The 16,226-nt window shown below is 66.5% G+C and carries 14 protein-coding genes; 2 read left to right on the forward strand and 12 right to left on the reverse strand.

Annotation, left to right across the window (positions count from 1 at the left end; translation table 11 throughout):
- Nucleotides 1-14: 14 nt before the first annotated feature.
- From J2X34_RS14465 to J2X34_RS14490, 6 genes are read right to left on the reverse strand one after another with little or no spacing between them, the layout of a single operon-like run.
- A complete protein-coding gene (locus tag J2X34_RS14465; protein ID WP_114722216.1) occupies nucleotides 15-791 on the reverse strand; it encodes an enoyl-CoA hydratase in 777 nt (258 codons plus the stop codon).
- Nucleotides 788-1,699 carry a 3-hydroxyisobutyrate dehydrogenase gene (mmsB, locus tag J2X34_RS14470; protein ID WP_114722217.1) on the reverse strand — a complete coding sequence of 304 codons (912 nt, stop codon included), beginning with the start codon at nucleotides 1,697-1,699 and terminating at the stop codon, nucleotides 788-790. The genes J2X34_RS14465 and mmsB overlap by 4 nt, the downstream gene beginning before the upstream one ends.
- Nucleotides 1,696-2,790 carry an enoyl-CoA hydratase/isomerase family protein gene (locus J2X34_RS14475; protein WP_429517944.1) on the reverse strand — a complete coding sequence of 365 codons (1,095 nt, stop codon included), beginning with the start codon at nucleotides 2,788-2,790 and terminating at the stop codon, nucleotides 1,696-1,698. Before J2X34_RS14475 ends, mmsB begins: the two co-directional genes overlap by 4 nt.
- Complete coding sequence (locus J2X34_RS14480; RefSeq protein ID WP_429517946.1) at nucleotides 2,787-3,935, reverse strand: acyl-CoA dehydrogenase family protein; 1,149 nt, start codon at nucleotides 3,933-3,935, stop codon at nucleotides 2,787-2,789. Before J2X34_RS14480 ends, J2X34_RS14475 begins: the two co-directional genes overlap by 4 nt.
- Before the next feature lie 48 nt (nucleotides 3,936-3,983).
- Nucleotides 3,984-5,129: an acyl-CoA dehydrogenase family protein gene (locus J2X34_RS14485; protein ID WP_429518171.1), complete on the reverse strand. Its 1,146-nt coding sequence runs from the start codon at nucleotides 5,127-5,129 to the stop codon at nucleotides 3,984-3,986.
- Between the two features lie 4 nt (nucleotides 5,130-5,133).
- Nucleotides 5,134-6,639, reverse strand: coding sequence for a CoA-acylating methylmalonate-semialdehyde dehydrogenase (locus J2X34_RS14490; protein ID WP_114722221.1), 1,506 nt, complete (start codon nucleotides 6,637-6,639; stop codon nucleotides 5,134-5,136).
- A 215-nt stretch (nucleotides 6,640-6,854) separates the two neighbouring features.
- Here J2X34_RS14490 and J2X34_RS14495 point away from each other — a divergent pair, with 215 nt between their 5' ends.
- On the forward strand, nucleotides 6,855-8,528 hold the full coding sequence (locus J2X34_RS14495) for a sulfatase-like hydrolase/transferase (protein ID WP_429517948.1): 1,674 nt from the start codon (nucleotides 6,855-6,857) through the stop codon (nucleotides 8,526-8,528).
- Between the two features lie 136 nt (nucleotides 8,529-8,664).
- Here J2X34_RS14495 and J2X34_RS14500 read toward each other — a convergent pair whose 3' ends face one another.
- The 6 genes from J2X34_RS14500 to J2X34_RS14525 form a co-directional block, all read right to left on the reverse strand.
- Complete coding sequence (locus tag J2X34_RS14500; protein ID WP_114722223.1) at nucleotides 8,665-9,831, reverse strand: mandelate racemase/muconate lactonizing enzyme family protein; 1,167 nt, start codon at nucleotides 9,829-9,831, stop codon at nucleotides 8,665-8,667.
- Nucleotides 9,828-10,967 (reverse strand): mandelate racemase/muconate lactonizing enzyme family protein, encoded by a 1,140-nt coding sequence (locus J2X34_RS14505; RefSeq protein WP_429517951.1) that lies wholly within the window; start codon nucleotides 10,965-10,967, stop codon nucleotides 9,828-9,830. The genes J2X34_RS14500 and J2X34_RS14505 overlap by 4 nt, the downstream gene beginning before the upstream one ends.
- Nucleotides 10,964-12,601 carry a BCCT family transporter gene (locus J2X34_RS14510; protein ID WP_429517953.1) on the reverse strand — a complete coding sequence of 546 codons (1,638 nt, stop codon included), beginning with the start codon at nucleotides 12,599-12,601 and terminating at the stop codon, nucleotides 10,964-10,966. Before J2X34_RS14510 ends, J2X34_RS14505 begins: the two co-directional genes overlap by 4 nt.
- 26 nt (nucleotides 12,602-12,627) lie before the next feature.
- Nucleotides 12,628-13,293: a GntR family transcriptional regulator gene (locus J2X34_RS14515; RefSeq protein WP_114722226.1), complete on the reverse strand. Its 666-nt coding sequence runs from the start codon at nucleotides 13,291-13,293 to the stop codon at nucleotides 12,628-12,630.
- A gap of 305 nt (nucleotides 13,294-13,598) precedes the next feature.
- Nucleotides 13,599-14,930, reverse strand: a complete 1,332-nt coding sequence (locus J2X34_RS14520) for an alpha/beta fold hydrolase (RefSeq protein WP_429517955.1) — start codon at nucleotides 14,928-14,930, stop codon at nucleotides 13,599-13,601.
- A complete protein-coding gene (locus J2X34_RS14525; RefSeq protein ID WP_174909439.1) occupies nucleotides 14,927-15,724 on the reverse strand; it encodes a helix-turn-helix domain-containing protein in 798 nt (265 codons plus the stop codon). The genes J2X34_RS14520 and J2X34_RS14525 overlap by 4 nt, the downstream gene beginning before the upstream one ends.
- Before the next feature lie 130 nt (nucleotides 15,725-15,854).
- On the opposite strand from J2X34_RS14525, the gene J2X34_RS14530 reads away from it, so the two are divergent.
- Complete coding sequence (locus J2X34_RS14530) at nucleotides 15,855-16,220, forward strand: nuclear transport factor 2 family protein (RefSeq protein WP_429517958.1); 366 nt, start codon at nucleotides 15,855-15,857, stop codon at nucleotides 16,218-16,220.
- Nucleotides 16,221-16,226 lie beyond the last annotated feature (6 nt).

Here is a 16,226-nt window from a genome sequence, read left to right on the forward strand (position 1 = left end):
GCGCGTTGCGGTACTCAGTGGTGCCCGAAGTTGGGATCCCGCTTCTCGGTGAAGGCGGCCATACCTTCCTTCTGATCCTGGGTTGCGAACGCCGAGTGGAACACTCGCCGCTCGAAGCGCACGCCCTCGGACAGCGTCGATTCGAATGCGCGGTTGACGGATTCCTTGACCATCATCGCGATCGGCAGCGACATGTCGGCGATCTTCGACGCCGTGGCGATGGCCTCGTCCATGAGGTCGACCGCCGGAACCACCCGCGCGACCAGACCGGCCCGCTCGGCCTCCTCGGCGTCAATCGTCCGCCCGGTGAGGCACAGGTCCATCGCCTTCGCCTTCCCGACGGCCCGCGTGAGTCGCTGCGAGCCACCGATACCCGGGAGGACACCCAGCTTGATCTCGGGCTGACCGAACTTCGCCGAATCCGCGGCGAGCAGCACGTCGCACATCATCGCGAGCTCACAGCCGCCCCCGAGCGCATAGCCGGCGACGGCGGCGACGATGGGCTTGCGGGCCGCGGCCAGCCGGTCCCACGCCGAGAACCAGTCATCGAGGTACATCTCCATGAACGACTTGCTCTGCATCTCCTTGATGTCGGCGCCGGCCGCGAACGCGCGATCCGAGCCGGTGATCAGGATGGCGCCGATACCGCGGTCGCGCTCGAAGTCGTCGACGGCGGCCACCACCTCCGACATCAACTGCGCGTTCAGCGCATTGAGCGCCTCGGGACGGTTGAGCGTGATCATGCCCACCCGCCCCGTGCGTCCGACCAGAATGGTCTCGTAGTCCGTCATCGAGTGCCTCCGTTCGACCTGTCCCTGATGTCCCTGATGATCGCCGAGAAGTCCTCGCCGCCGTGTCCGGTCTCGTGGAACCGCCGGTACAGCTCGGCCGCGCGCATGCCGAGCTCGGCATCGACACCGTTGGCGCGCAACGCGTTCGATGCCAGACCGAGATCCTTGTCCATGAGCGCCGCCGCGAACCCCGGCTGGTAGTCGTTGTTCGCCGGGCTCGTCGGCACCGGTCCCGGGACCGGGCAGTTGGTGGTGAGTGCCCAGCACTGCCCCGACGCGTTGGATGCGACGTCGAACAGTGCCTGGTTGCTCAGGCCCAGCTTCTCGCCCAGCACGAACGCCTCGCTGATCGCGATCATCGAGACGCCGAGGATCATGTTGTTGCAGATCTTCGCCGCCTGGCCGACGCCCGGACCGCCGCAGTGGACCACCTTGCGGCCCATCACCTCGAGCAGCGGGCTCGCCGCCTCGAAGTCCTCGTCGGCGCCGCCGACCATGAACGCGAGGGTGCCCGCGCTCGCGCCCATGACACCGCCCGACACCGGAGCGTCGACGCTGCGGTGTCCGGCCAGCTCGGCCAGCTCGTGGGCCGCGCGGGCGTCGGCGACGTCGATCGTGGAGCAGTCCACGAACAGCGTGCCCGGCCGCGCTGCCGCCAGCAGCCCACCCTCGTACAGGTCCAGTACGTGCTTGCCGCTGGGCAGCATCGTGATGACGACATCGGCGTCGGTGGCCGCGGCGTGCGCCGACGGGGCGACGGTCACGCCGTCTCGGCGGGCCTGATCGAGCGCGGCCTCGGCGAGATCGAACCCGTTGACGCGGTAGCCCGCCGTCGCCAGGTTCGCGGCCATCGGACCGCCCATGTGGCCTAGTCCGACGAACCCTACGGTGACATCGGTACTGCTCATCGCTGTTCCTCCCCACTCACGAGTGCCGCGGTCAGGCCCAGTTCGGCCTCGCCGAGCGACTCGAAGAATTGATCCACGTGTTCGTCGGTGACCGCCTCGAGGGTCGACGGCGACCATGCGGGGTTACGGTCCTTCTCTACCACCTGCGCCCGGATGCCCTCCACCAGATCGTGGGATCCGAGGCACGCCAACGACACCCGGTACTCCTGATCCAGCACGGCCTCGAGGTTGTCGAGCTCACGCGCGCGCCGCAGCGCCCGCAACGTCACCTTCGCCGCGGTCGGCGACTTCGCGAGGATCTGGTCGGCGGCGGCCTCGGCCTCCGGGATGCCGCTGGAGCGCAGGTTCGCGACGATCTCCTCGACGGTGTCGGCCGCGTAGGCCGCGTCGATCCAATCCTGCCGGGCCGCCAGGTCCGACGCCGGCGCAGGCTCTGCGAACTCGGCGAGCGCCGACTCCACGGATCCGCCGACGAGTGCCTCCTCGAGGGCGGCGATCCGGTCGGACGGGACGAAGTGGTCGGCGAAGCCGCAGTGGATCGCGTCGCCCGCCGTCAAACGCGCCGTGGTGAGCGCGATATGCGTCCCGAGTTCACCTGGCGCCCGCGACAGCAGGTAGGTGCCACCGACGTCGGGCACGAATCCGATGCCCACCTCCGGCATCCCGATCATCGACCGCTCGGTCACGACCCGGACGTTGCCGTGCGCCGAGACGCCGACGCCGCCGCCCATGACGATGCCGTCCATGATCGCGACGTACGGCTTGCCGTAGCGGGCGATCGCGGCGTTGAGCACGTACTCGTCCCGCCAGAAGTCCCGTGAGCCGTTACCGCCCTCGCGGGCATCGTGGTAGATCGAGACGATGTCGCCGCCCGCGCACAGGCCACGCTCGCCGGCGCCCCGCAGCAGCACCGCGCGGACCGCGTCGTCGTCCGACCATTCGAGCAGCGCGGCGGCCATCTGCCGCACCATGGCATGGTTCAGTGCGTTGATCGCCTTGGGCCGGTTGAGTGTGATCCGCCCGAGGTCGCCGACCCGGTCGACAATGACCTCGCGGACCTCGGCGTCGTCGCTTCCGAGAGATTCACTCACGCCGGGCCCGCCGATCCGACGACCGAGCGGGCCACCACGATCCGCATGATCTCGTTGGTCCCCTCCAGGATCTGATGCACCCGCAGGTCACGCACGATCTTCTCCAATCCGTATTCCGCCAGATAGCCGTAGCCGCCGTGCAGCTGCAGCGCCTTGTTCGCGACGTCGAACCCGGTGTCGGTGGCGAACCGCTTGGCCATCGCGCACAGCTCCACCTTGTCCGCGGTGTCCGCGTCGAGCGCGTCCGCGGCCCGCCACAGCAGGGTGCGTGCGGCCTCGAGCTCGATCCGCATGTCGGCCAACTGGAACTGCAGCGCCTGCGACTCGATCAGCGCCGACCCGAACGCCTTGCGCTCCGCGAGGTACGCGACCGCCTTGTCGAGCGCGGCCTGGGCCCCGCCGACCGAGCACGCGGCGATGTTGAGCCGGCCGCCGTTGAGCCCCTTCATCGCGATCCGGAAGCCCTCGCCCTCGCCACCGAGCAGGTTCGCCGCCGGCACCCGCACCTCGTCGAGGATCACCTGACGGGTGGGCTGCGCGTTCCAGCCCATCTTCTTCTCGTTGGCGCCGAACGACAGTCCGGGCGCATCCTTCGGCACGATGAACGCCGAGATGCCGCGGGCACCGACCGACCCGGTCCGCGCCATGACGACGTAGACATCGGAGGTGCCGGCCCCGGAGATGAACTGCTTGACGCCGGTGAGGACGTAGTCGTCGCCGGCGCGAACGGCCTTGGTGCTCAGGGCCGCCGCGTCGGATCCGGCGCCCGGCTCGGTGAGGCAGTAGCTGCCCAACTGCTCCATCGACGCCAGTCCCGGCACCCAGCGGCGCCGCTGCTCGTCGTCGCCGAACTCGTCGATCATCCACGTCACCATGTTGTGGATGGAGATGTACGCGGCGATCGACGGGCATCCCGTCGCGAGCTGCTCGAAGATGCGGACGCCGTCGAGTCGGGTCAGGCCGGAGCCGCCCACGTCCTCGCGGATGTAGATGCCGCCCATGCCGAGCGCGCCGGCCTTGCGCAGCACGTCCACCGGGAAGTGCTTGGTCTGGTCCCATTCGATCGCGTTGGGCGCCAGGTACTCCGCGGCGAAGTCGCGCGCGGTGTCGCTGATGGCGCGCTCGTCGTCGGAAAGTCTGAACATTGCCTTCGCTCCTAGTTCGTCGTCAGGATCACGCTGTGGCCGCCGTCGTCAGAGAGATTTCGCAATGATCCCCTTCATGACCTCGTTGGCACCCGCGTAGATCTTCTGCACCCGTGCGTCCTCGTACATGCGGGCAACGAGGTACTCGCGCATGTACCCGTAACCACCGTGCAGCTGCACACAGCGGTCGACGACCTCGCACTGTTTGTCGGTGAGCCAGTACTTCGCCATGGCCGCTTCCGCCGCGTCGAGGTCTCCCCGCAGGTGTTCCCGGATGCAGTGGTCGAGAAACACCTCGCACGTTCGTGCAATCGTCTGGCACTCGGCGAGTTCGAACGCCGTGTTCTGGAACTCGAACAGGCTGTGGCCGAACGCCTGCCGGGACTTGACGTAGGCGACGGTTTCCTCGACGGCCCGGTTCATGGCACCCGACGCCTGGGCCGCGATGATCAACCGTTCCTGGACGAGTTGCGCGACGAGCTGACCGAAGCCTCGGCCCTCCTCACCCAACCGGTTCGAAACGGGAACCCTCACATCGACGAAGGACAGTTCGGAGGTGTCCGCCGCGTGTTGCCCCACCTTGTCGAGCACCCGCCCCACCGTGAATCCGGAGCAGTCCCGCAGGTCGACGATCAACAACGAGATTCCCCGGGCGCCGGCCTTGGGGTCGGTCTTGACCGCCAGGACGATCATGTCGGCCGACGAACCGTTGGTGATGAACGTCTTGGAACCGTTGACGACGTAGTGGTCGCCGTCCCTGACGGCCGTCGTCCGGATGGCCTTGAGGTCGGACCCTGCGCCCGGTTCGGTCATCCCGATGGCGCCGAGGATCTGCCCGGACGCCATGCCGGGCAGCCAGGTCCGCTTCTGCTCCTCCGTGCCGTACTCGTTGATGTAGTGCGCGACGATTCCGCTGTGTACGGAGACCCCGAACGCGAGGTCACCCGCATAGCCCTGCGCCTCGAACACCGCGAGATCGTGCGCGAACGTACCTCCGCCGCCACCGTATTCCTCGGGAATCGAGCAGCAGAGCAGTCCGAGCTGGCCGGCCGTGTGCCACACGTCGCGATCGATGCGGCGCTGCGCCTCCCACTTCTCGTTGTTGGCGACGACCTCGCGTTCGAAGAATCCGGCCGCAAGTTCGGACAGCGCCCTGACCTCGTCGTCGTGCCAGCTCGGCACGTACTTCTTCACCACGTCAGTCCATCGTGGGGATGACGAAGTGGTCCGCATGCTCCTTGACACCGGAGGGCCAGCGCTGCGTGACCGTCTTGGTCTTGGTGTAGAAGCGGATCGAGTCCGGACCGTGCTGGTTGAGGTCGCCGAATCCGGACCGCTTCCAGCCGCCGAACGTGTGGTAGGCGATCGGCACGGGGATCGGGACGTTGACGCCGACCATGCCGGTGTCGACCCGGGCGCAGAAGTCGCGGGCGGTGTCACCGTCGCGGGTGAAGATCGCGACGCCGTTGCCGTACTCGTGCTCGCTCGGCAGGCGCAGCGCCTCCTCGTAGTCGTGCGCGCGCACCACCTGCAGGACGGGTCCGAAGATCTCCTCCTTGTAGATCCGCATCTCCGGGGTGACGCGGTCGAACAGCGTTGCGCCGGCGAAGAATCCGTCCTCGTGGCCGTCGAGCGTGAAGCCGCGGCCGTCGACCACCAGCTCGGCGCCCTCGTCGACACCGATCTGCACGTAGTTGTTCACCCGGGCCAGGGCGTCGGCGCCGACGAGCGGGCCGAAGTCGGCGTTCTCGTCGTCGGAGGTGCCGATCCTCAGCTTGCCGACCCGCTCGGTGAGCTTCGCGACGAGCGCGTCGGCGGTCTCCTCACCGACCGGCACCGCGACCGAGATGGCCATGCAGCGCTCACCGGCGGAGCCGTAGCCGGCGCCGACGAGGGCGTCCGCGACCTGGTCGAGGTCGGCGTCGGGCATCACGATCGCGTGGTTCTTGGCACCGCCGAAGCACTGCGCGCGCTTGCCGTGCGCCGCCGCGGTCTCGTAGATGTACTGCGCGATCGGGGTGGAGCCGACGAAGCCGAGGGCCTTGACCCGCGGATCGGTGAGCAGCACGTCGACCGCGCCCTTGTCACCGTTGACGACGTTGAAGACGCCCGGCGGCAGGCCCGCCTCGAGGAACAGCTCGGCCAGCCGCAGCGGCACCGACGGGTCCCGCTCGGACGGCTTGAGGATGAACGCATTGCCGCACGCGAGAGCGGGCGCGGCCTTCCACAGCGGGATCATCGCGGGGAAGTTGAACGGCGTGATGCCGGCGACCACGCCGAGGGGCTGACGCATCGAGAACACGTCGATGCCGCTACCGGCGCTCTCGGTGTACTCGCCCTTGAGCAGGTGCGGGATACCGACGGCGAACTCGACCACCTCGAGGCCGCGCTGGATGTCGCCCTTCGCGTCGGCGATGGTCTTGCCGTGCTCGGAGGACAGCAGTCGCGCGAGCGGCTCCATCTCCTCCTGGATCAGCTGCAGGAACCGCATCAGGACACGGGCGCGGCGCTGCGGATTCCATGCCGCCCACTCCCGCTGCGCATCAACAGCATTCGCGATCACGGCCTCGGTCTCGGCCTTGTCGGCAAGCGGCACGCGCGCCTGCACCTGCCCCGTGTTGGGGTCGTACACGTCGGCGAATTGGCCGGACGTTCCGGGGGTGCGCTTGCCGCCGATGAAATGGGAGAGCTCTCGAACGCTCATTGTCCGAACCCGTCCTTTGCTGGTCGCTGCGGGGAGGCGAAGGAGACACGCGTCACCTTCAACATTCTTCGCTGATCCTATAGTTGGAAGTCCATGTAAGTCCAGGGTTTGATCCCGACAATTGCCCGAACCGCAGCTCAGAGGGTCAAAGGTGGGTGAGAATGACGATCCGCACGCCTGCCTCACGCCGTTGTCTGCAGGATGGAGATCACCCGATGGACTCCCCGAGCACACCGCTACTCGCCGCGATCGATCACCCGCTGAGCCGTCGCGCGCTCATGGGCGGTGCCGGCGCGCTACTGCTCGCCGGCATGGCGGGCGCGACCGCGCGTGCGGGCGCATCCCCGCAACCGGCCGTCGCCCAAAAGCCCGGCAGCGTGCCGCGTCGACCCAACATCGTCGTCGTGATCACCGACCAGGAACGCCGACCGATGTTCTGGCCCGAAGGATGGGCGGAGCAGAACCTGCCCAACCGTAAACGGCTGGCCGACACCGGATTGTCGTTCGACAACTCGTTCTGCAACGCGGCGATGTGCTCGCCGAGTCGCAGTACGTTCTTCACCGGCCTCTACCCGGCGCAGCACGGCGTCACCGCGACACTCACCGAGGGCGGGACGGTCTCCCCCACCGAGCCGACCCTGCCACTGGACATCCAGAACATGGCCGAGCTGCTGGAATCGGCCGGCTACAACGTCCACTACCGCGGCAAGTGGCACATGAGCAAGGGCTCCGACGGCGGCGACCCGTCCGGCGCCGATCTCGCCGCCTACGGATTCCAGGGCTGGATTCCGCCCGAAGGCGGCCAGGACACCAACCCCGACCACTTCGGTGGCGGGTGCGCCGATCTCGACAGCCGCTACGCGACCGAGGCCGTGGACTTCCTTCACGGCCTCGCCGCCGGCGACGACACCCCGTTCGCGCTCATCGTCTCGTTCGTCAACCCGCACGACGTGCTGGCCTATCCGCAGACGTGGGACGCGATCAACGGAACCTGCGACAACTACGGTTCCGACGCCCCCGGCATCTTCCAGCAGGGCATCGAACTGCCGCCGACCTACGACGAGAAGCTCGCCGCGAACTTCAAACCCACCGCGCAGGTGCAATCCGAGTTGCTGCTGGCCGCCGGACTCGGACCGCTGGTCGGCCCCGACGCCGCCCACAACTACGCCAACTTCTACGCCTACATGCACAAGGTGGTCGACGAACACATCGGTGCCGTGCTCGACGCGCTCGAATCCCAGCCCGGCAGAAGGGATTCGACGGTGGTGATCCGGATGTCGGACCACGGCGAGATGGGACTCTCGCACGGCGGGCTGCGGCAGAAGGTGTTCAACGCCTACGAGGAGACCCTCCGCGTGCCGATGGTCATCAGCAACCCGGTGATGTTCCCGCAACCGGTGCGGACCGGCGCCCTCGCCACACTGATCGACGTGATGCCCACGCTCGCCACCCTCGCCGACGTCCCCGACCGGTCCGCGTGGGACTTCAAGGGCGTCGATCTGATGCCGGTCGTGACCGACGCGGCCGCCCACCCGCAGTCACCGAGCGCCGAGGTGCAGGAGGTCGTCCACTTCACCTACGACGACCAGAACTGCGCCACCCCCGACGGACAGAACATCGTCACCCAGCCCAACCACATGCGCACCATCCGGGACCGACGCTGGAAGTACTCGGCCTACTTCGACCCCGCCGGTGTGGTGCCCCCGCAGTTCGAGATGTACGACCTCGACACCGACCCGCTCGAACTGCACAACCGCGCCGATCCGTTGAACATCACGTGGTTCGCACCGGCACAGGCGATGACCATGCACACGAAACTGTTCGAGGTCATGGATCGCTGCGGCACCACCCCGGCGAAGGGCCTGAGCCCGGTGCCGTTCGGGAGCTAGTCGGCGGCCCTCCGACAAGTCCTCGCATCAGTTCGAGACTTCGTCGGAACGCGCACTGCGCCGCTGAACGAAAACGTCGTCGGCGGTCCCGAAACTCACTTCGCCCATAGACTCTCCGCTCCCAAGGCAGGCCGTTCTATCCGATCGTGATGCGCCGTAAGCACGTTGCCTCGACCAGATCCCAGTCCAAGTCGACTCCCAGGCCCGGTTTGTTGGGTGCTCGCACATGTCCGGTGTCGTCGACTCTGATGTGGTCGAGGGCCGCGAACTCCATCGGCTCGATGGGCATAGCCTGTTCGAAGTAGCGGCAATTCGGATAGGCAAGCATGAGGTGGAGGTTTGCCGCCTGGGAGAGCGTGTACCCCCAGGATTGAAGCTCGACATTCATCGAACTCGCACGGGCAAGTTCCATCACGCGGCGCGCACCGGTAATGCCGCCGGCCAGCGTGGCATCGACGCGCGCGTGATCCCAACAACCCGCCTCGATACCGGATCTGATGAGCTCGGGCGTCAGAATCTCATTGCCTGCAGGCAGAATCTCGATTCCAAGCTTGCTCCGCAACCATCGATATCCGTCGAGGTCGGCGTCGGGTAAGGGCGCCTCGAACCACGTGTAATCCAACTCCTCGAGCCGCCGGCCGACCCGGAGCGCATCGCGACGGCTGTACCGGCCCTCGACGTCGAGCATCCATGCGACATCCAGATGCCCGTAGCGCTCGGCAATCGCGTCGACCAATTCCAGGTCACGGTCCGGGTAGCACCAAGTGTGGAATTTGACGGCCCGATACCCGGCATCGAGGTACTCGGCCGTCGCATCCAAGTACTCACCGATCGTGGGGAAGAAGGGCGTGCTCGCGTACGCCTGAATCTCGTGGCGGAACCCGCCCAGTAGTCGGTACAGCGGCACACCCAAGGATTTCGACTCGAGATCCCACAATGCAATGTCCAGCGGCGCCAGCGAAACCGGAAGCATCGAGGCACACCGGTTCGCCATCAGCACATGCAGACGTTCGCGCTGGGTCGGATCCTGCCCGATCAGCGCACTACCGACATGCTCGATCGCATGTCCCAGTGCGACGTCGACACCGCCCTCCGTCCACGAAATCGCCGCACCCACCCCGAATCGACCGTCGCTTGCGGTGATCCGAACGATCGTGTTGGTGATGTGCAGCTCGTCGTAGTGCGCAGAGGTGCGATATCGAGCGTCAGGATTCGCGAGGACGAAGACATCGACGGACTCGATGAACCCCGGTTCTGCAACGCGGGATTCGGCGATTCCTCGATCGAAGTTCGATGCAGTCATGATTGCCCACCCCAGCCGATCCTGACCCGGTACCGCTCGAGCAGGTCCTCGTCCAGTTCGATTCCGAGGCCGGGACGATCGCTGACCAGAACGTGTCCATCGACAAGAGGCGGCGGGTTCGTCACCAAACTCGTCGACAACGGGCTTGTACTGCGCGAGTATTCGACCAGGTCGCCGCCAGGCGTTGCCGCGAGGAATTGCACCGTGGCCGCCAGCAGAATGCCGGTGCTGAATCCGTGCGGGACCAGGCGGGTGCTGTACTCGTCGGCCAGTGCCTGGATCCGCCGCATCTCGGTGATCCCACCGCATCGGGTGATGTCCGGCTGGACGATGTCGGGCGTTGTCTCACGGATGAACTCGGCAAACTCGGCTCGTGTGGTCAGGCACTCTCCACCTGTGATCGGTGTGCCCGACGCCTCGGCGAGGCGCCTCAACCCGTAATGGTCATCTGCTGCGAGCGGCTCCTCGATCCAGGACAGACCGAACTCGGACATGCGCCGTTCCTGCTCCTGCGCATACCGGTAGTTCCGCCACCGGTACACGAGGTCGACGGCCAATTCGGCATCGGCGCCCACTTCGTCACGTACCGACCGCAGTACCGCGGCATCATGCTCGGGATCGAGTCCGAACAATCCCCCGCCCAGTTTCATACGGTTCAGGCCCTCCTCCTGGAGTCCTGCGACGATGCGCCGGTTCGCATCGGGGTCGTCGTCAGGAATGAAGGTGCCGTAGGCGGGGATCCGATCGCGCACCCGGCCGCCGAGGAGCCGGTGGACCGGCTCACCGTAGTACTGCGACGCGATGTCCCACAGGGCGATATCGATTGCGCTGATGGCGTGAATGGCAGCGCCGCGGCGGCCCATGTAAGACGAGTACTCGTACATCTTTCGCCACACGCGCTCGATGTCGAGCGGATTCTCGCCGACCAGGATCTCGCGCAGGCCGATGCTGGTGGAATGCGACGACGGTGTGTCCACGAGCGCACACATCACGGCAGGAGAGCTGTCGGCCTCGCCGATGCCGATCAGTCCTTGATCGGTGTGAACCCGGACGAGGAAGGCGTCCTCACCCCACTCGCACTGCTCGGTCAACCCAGGAACCCGGAGCCAGATCGGCTCGACGTCAATGATCTTCATCGCGGCGTGCTGCTCTCTTTCTCCAACGCGTCTTCCGCTGGGTCCGCAATCTCCTCCGGTCGCACGAGCCCGGATTCGGGATCGACTCGGGGACCGTCCTGCCGAAGCCACCGGGTGAGGCCGACGATCTGCATCCCGAGCAGGAACAGAAACGGAATCGCGGTCAGTGTCAGACCTGTCTTGAGCGTCCCGAGGTTTGCGTTGATCGCCAACATCGCCATCGGAATCGCTGCGAGCATGACGACCCAGAACAGACGGAGGCCGCGAGCGGGATCGGTGCCCACCGGGAGGTTTCGGGTGCTCACCGCCGCAACTGTGAACGAGGTGGCATCCATGTGGGACGCCAAGAACAGCAGCATGATCACGAAGTAGACCACCGAGAACACCTGCCCCAGCGGCAGGGAGTTCAGCAGCTGCGCCACCGCGAAGTCGCCACCGCGCGTGGTGAGCAGCTCGGGCGCGTTGACGGTGCCGTTGACGGTCTCGTTCATCGCGTAGCTCGACAACACGCCGAAGAAGAACATGATTCCGGCGCACCCGCCCACTACCAGCCCGATCACCGTCTGACGAATGGTGCGGCCCTTGGAGACTCGCGCAATGAAGATCGCGACACCGGGCAGGTAGGAGATCCAGTACAACCAGTAGAAGACGGTCCAGTCACGCGTGAACGAGCCCCCACCATTGGGATCGGTGAACAACGACATATGGACGAAGTTCTGGATCTCGAGCCCGAGACCGTTGGTGATGTTGTTGGTGATGAACTCGGTCGGGCCGATGATGTACACGACTGCAGCGAAGCCGAACGCAGCGAGGACCGCGATCTTCGCGAGCTTCTGCAAGCCCTTGTCGATACCGATGAACGAGCTCAAGCCGAACACCAAGGTAGACCCAGCCAGGATCACGGCCTTGATCCAGAACGAGTCCTCCACTCCGGCCAGCCCGGATACACCGGCCGAAACCGTATTCACCGTGACCGTGACCGTGAGGATCAGGCCACCGAACGTACCGAAGAGGAACAGCAGGTCGATCACACGACCCCAGACGCCGCCGGCGCGCATACGCCCGTTTACGGCCTCGATGTTGCCGGCATAACTGAGTCGTCGTCCCCGCCGAACGTGGAAGTAGTACGCCATCGAGATGCCCGCCACCACGTACATCGACCAAGCAATCGGACCCCAGTGGAAGAACGCATAGGCGATTCCCATGTCCATCGCTTCACGAGACTCAGGTTCGATGTTGAGTCCTGGCGTTTGGTAGTAGTACGCCCACTCCATGAAAGCCCAGTACATCGTCGCCGAGCCGAGGCCGGCGGAGATGAACATGAACAGCCAGCTGGGCGTGGAGTATTCAGGCTTGCCCTCGCCGAGCTTGATCTTTCCGAAACGCGAGATAGCAAGCCCGACGGCAAGGATGAAACAGCCGAAGCCCATCAACTGGACCGGCGCACCGAATATGCGTGTCGAGGCGTTGAACACCGTATTCGCGCCGTTCTGCGCTTGGTCCGGCCAGATCAAAAGCGCGACGACGACCAACCCGACAACGACGAGGGCGCCGATTGCCAGGACGAGATCCACTCTCGGTCGACGAGCCGCCGACGCTTCCGCTACCGCCGGCGCGGTATCCACTGCGGTCATTTCTTCTCCTATGAAGCGAGATGCGCTCACTCGGCGCGTTCGGCACCCAGCACGTCCAGGTGGGGGGAATTGGTATCGAGAATGTGGGCCTTGAGGGCAGCGAGGCTGCTGTCGAGATCCCCGGTACGGAAGGTGTCCACGAGTCGACGGTGGTCCTCGAGGAATGAGGTAAGGGCCCCGGTCCTACCGGTTTGCAGGGCAAAATGCATCCGAATCCGTTGATGGATGGAATCCCAGATGCTGCGGGCGGTCACCGAATCGCATGAATCGACGATCAGTTCGTGGAATCGGATGTCGGCGATGTTGAAGGCCTCGATATCGCCGCCGTCGACGGCGCGCTCCATGTCCGCGAGCACCACCGAGAAGGCGTCGAACACGTCCGAGTCGAATCGCTTCAGCCCCTCTTTCAGGGCGAACTGCTCGACATCGACTCGGATGGGCAGCAGCAGTCCCTCTACCTCGTTGCGAGAGATCGAGGCCACTTCGGTACCGGTATAGGGCGTCGAAATGATCAAGCCCTGCAGTTCGAGAACGACGAGAGTTTCACGGACGACCGATCGGCTGACGCCGTACTCGTCCGCCAGTTCCTGCTCGATCACGCGAGAACCCGGAGCCAGCTCGCCGTTGAGGATCTTCCGGCTGAGCTCCGCGACGAGCCGGTCCTTGAGCGAGAGTTTCACGAGTTTCCCCACTTCGACATCCCTTCATCGTCAATCGATTGACGATTGTCGACAATAATTGATCGTGATCTCCGACACAAGCCGGTCGCATCTGGGGCACCCAGTCCTCCACCGACGGTCATGGTTCAGTTCCGGTGCCTGATCTCGGGAATGCAGATCCCGTCGAGGCATCGACGAGCCCCGAAGTTGGCCGCCTTGGCGACAGAGAAGGTGTGGGGAGTACGCACGCGACGGACCGTCTCAGCCGGCACACCACCGCATCGTCGAGGTGAACGGGTGCAGGCCGGTGCCGGTGACGAGCCTGCACGCTGGCACCGTCACTGCGGCGCGCAGTCGTCCTGCACGACACGGCCGGACGCGAGGAACTCGGTCACCAGCCCACCGCAACTCGAGCCGACCGTCGAGCCGTGCACGCTGTCCTCGATCGTGAGGAGCCGACCGCCCATCGCGTCGTGCGCGTCTAGTGCCCACGGGTACGGCGTCACGAACTCGTCGCGGTGCCCGATGATCAGCAGGTCGGTGCCGGTGTTCGCCACGGAAGTCGGCTCTCCGTCGAGTGGCCAGCCCGTGCACAGACTGATGCCGGGCACGTCGGAGTCGGCCGGGAATTCGATGCGCCGCTGCGGGTCTCGTCGAATGTCGGCGTTGAGCGCCCGATGCTCGGCCAGCTGGGTCTCGGTGTCGCCGACGGGTCCGAGGCTGTTGCAGATGTACGCGGTTCCCGCCGTCGGGTTCACCGCGTGTTCCAGGAAGTCCTCGGTCGACGGATCGAGCGGCGTGTCGTCGCCCGCGGCGCCGGGATCAGTGTCCGACGGCACGTCGGGCTCGTCGGGGGCGGGCGCATCCTCCCCCTCCGGCACGATGTCGTTCGGCTCGGGCACGAGCCCGGGCGCAGCATCCGGGTCGGCGGTCGCGAGCACTCGCAGAGCCTCGGCAGCGGATGTACCCGTGTAGTCCATGCTGTCGAGCACCACGCGGCGCAGATGTTCGGGGAAGCGGGACTGCAACTCCGCCCCGAGGACCGTGCCCCACGAGACACCGAGGAAGTCGACGGTGTCGAGACCGAGGGCCCGCCGCACCGCGTCCAGGTCGCGGGCCGCGTTCGCGGTGGTCATGCTCGCGACGAGGCCGGGATCGACGCCGACACAGTCCGCGTTGGCCTCCGCGATCGATTCGGCGTACGCGGTGAGGGCGGCGTCGTCGTCGGTGTCGGGATCATCGGGCTCGGGACACGCGAGGCCGGTCGAGGCACCGGTCCCGCGCAGGTCGATGCCGACGACCGTGCCGCCGACACCGAGCGACGATGCGACCGCCGCGGCCATGCTGCGTCCCTCGACTCCGGGACCGCCCGGATTGACGAACAGCGTGGGGGCGCCCGGATCGGTTCCGGTGATCCGGCTCAGTGCGAGTTCCACTGTCCTGCCGTCGGGGTCGTCGTAGTTCAGTGGCACGTCGACGCTCGTGCATTGCAGACGCTCGACGACGCCCGGGTCGATGCCCAGATCCGTCACGTAGTCGGCCAGGTCGCCGCACGGACCCCACCCGAGCGACAGCGAGGTGTCCGTCTCGGTCGCGCCGCCGCAACCGGACAGGACCGCGCCGCACACGGTCGCGGCCGCGAGCACTGCCATCGGTCGCCGCGCCGTCACCGGGCTCCGCTCGCCGCGAGGAACCGGGTGGTCGCAGCGTCGGCCGGAAAGAACGATTCGATCGCCAACTCCGACACCGTCACATCCATCGGGGTGCCGAATACCGTTGTCGTGCTGAGGAACGCGAGATCGTGACCGTTCACGCGGAGGCGCAATGGCACCACGAGCGAGACCCCGCCCTGAGGAACCGCGCTCTCCCCACCGGGATAGGCCGCCAGTTCGTCGCGCAGACAGCGCAGCTCGCGGTCCCCGGTCGCCTCGATCTGGTGGTCGAGCCGGTGCAGCACGTGTGCCCGCCACTGCCCGAGGTTGGTGATGCGCGGCGCCATCCCGTCCGGGTGCAGGCTCAACCGCAGCACGTTGACAGGCGGCTCGAGCAGCCAGGCGGCGGCGCCGTCGGTGAGCAGTCCGATCGCCGAATTGGCATCGATCATGTTCCAGTGCCGGTCGACGACGACCGCCGGCAGCGGATCGTGCGCCGCGAGAATCTGCGCGACGGCGTCGACCACCGCCGACATCGGGACGTCGGCGAGCACGTGTTCAGGGAACGCCGGGGCGAAGCCGGCCGCCAGCAGCAGCGTGTTGCGGTCGCGCAACGGAATGTCGAGCTGTTCGCCCAGACGGAGCAGCATCTCCCGCGTCGGCTGCGCGCGGCCGGTCTCGAGGAAACTGACGTGCCGCGTCGACACCTCGGCGCGATTGGCCAGGTCGAGCTGGGTCATCCGCCGATGTCCCCGCCACCGGCGGAGCAGTTCCCCGACCGGCTCGGTGGTCGTCTCCTGTGCCGCGGTCATGGCACCACAGTAGAAGCTCCGGGGAACGGTCCCCATTACCTCCGAGGTAATCGACCGGACGCCGCATGCCGGGCAGATTCGTTCCCGCAGGCCGCCGACCGGCAGCCCACCGGAAACGAAGGAGCGAACGATGAACGACTTCGACACCCTGGTCCAGCGCTACCTGGCCACCTGGAACGAGACGGACACCGGCAAGCGTGACGCGATGGTCGCCGAACTGTGGGCCGACGACGGCCGCTACGTCGATCCCATCGGCGCCGCCGACGGTCCGGCCGCGGTGAGCGCGCTGATCGGCTCCGTGCAGCAACAGTTCGCCGGCATGCGTTTCGAACTGGCCGGCGGCATCGACGCACACCACGATCAGGCCCGCTTCACGTGGGAACTCGGCCCCGTCGACGGCGAGGCGCTGGTGGTCGGGTTCGACGTCCTCGAACGCGACCACACCGGCAGGATCCGACTGGTTCTCGGGTTCCTCGACAAGGTCCCCACGGCCTGACGGGCG

The sequence above is a fragment of the Rhodococcus sp. BE178 genome, assembly GCF_050433545.1.
Classification (GTDB): Bacteria; Actinomycetota; Actinomycetes; order Mycobacteriales; family Mycobacteriaceae; genus Prescottella.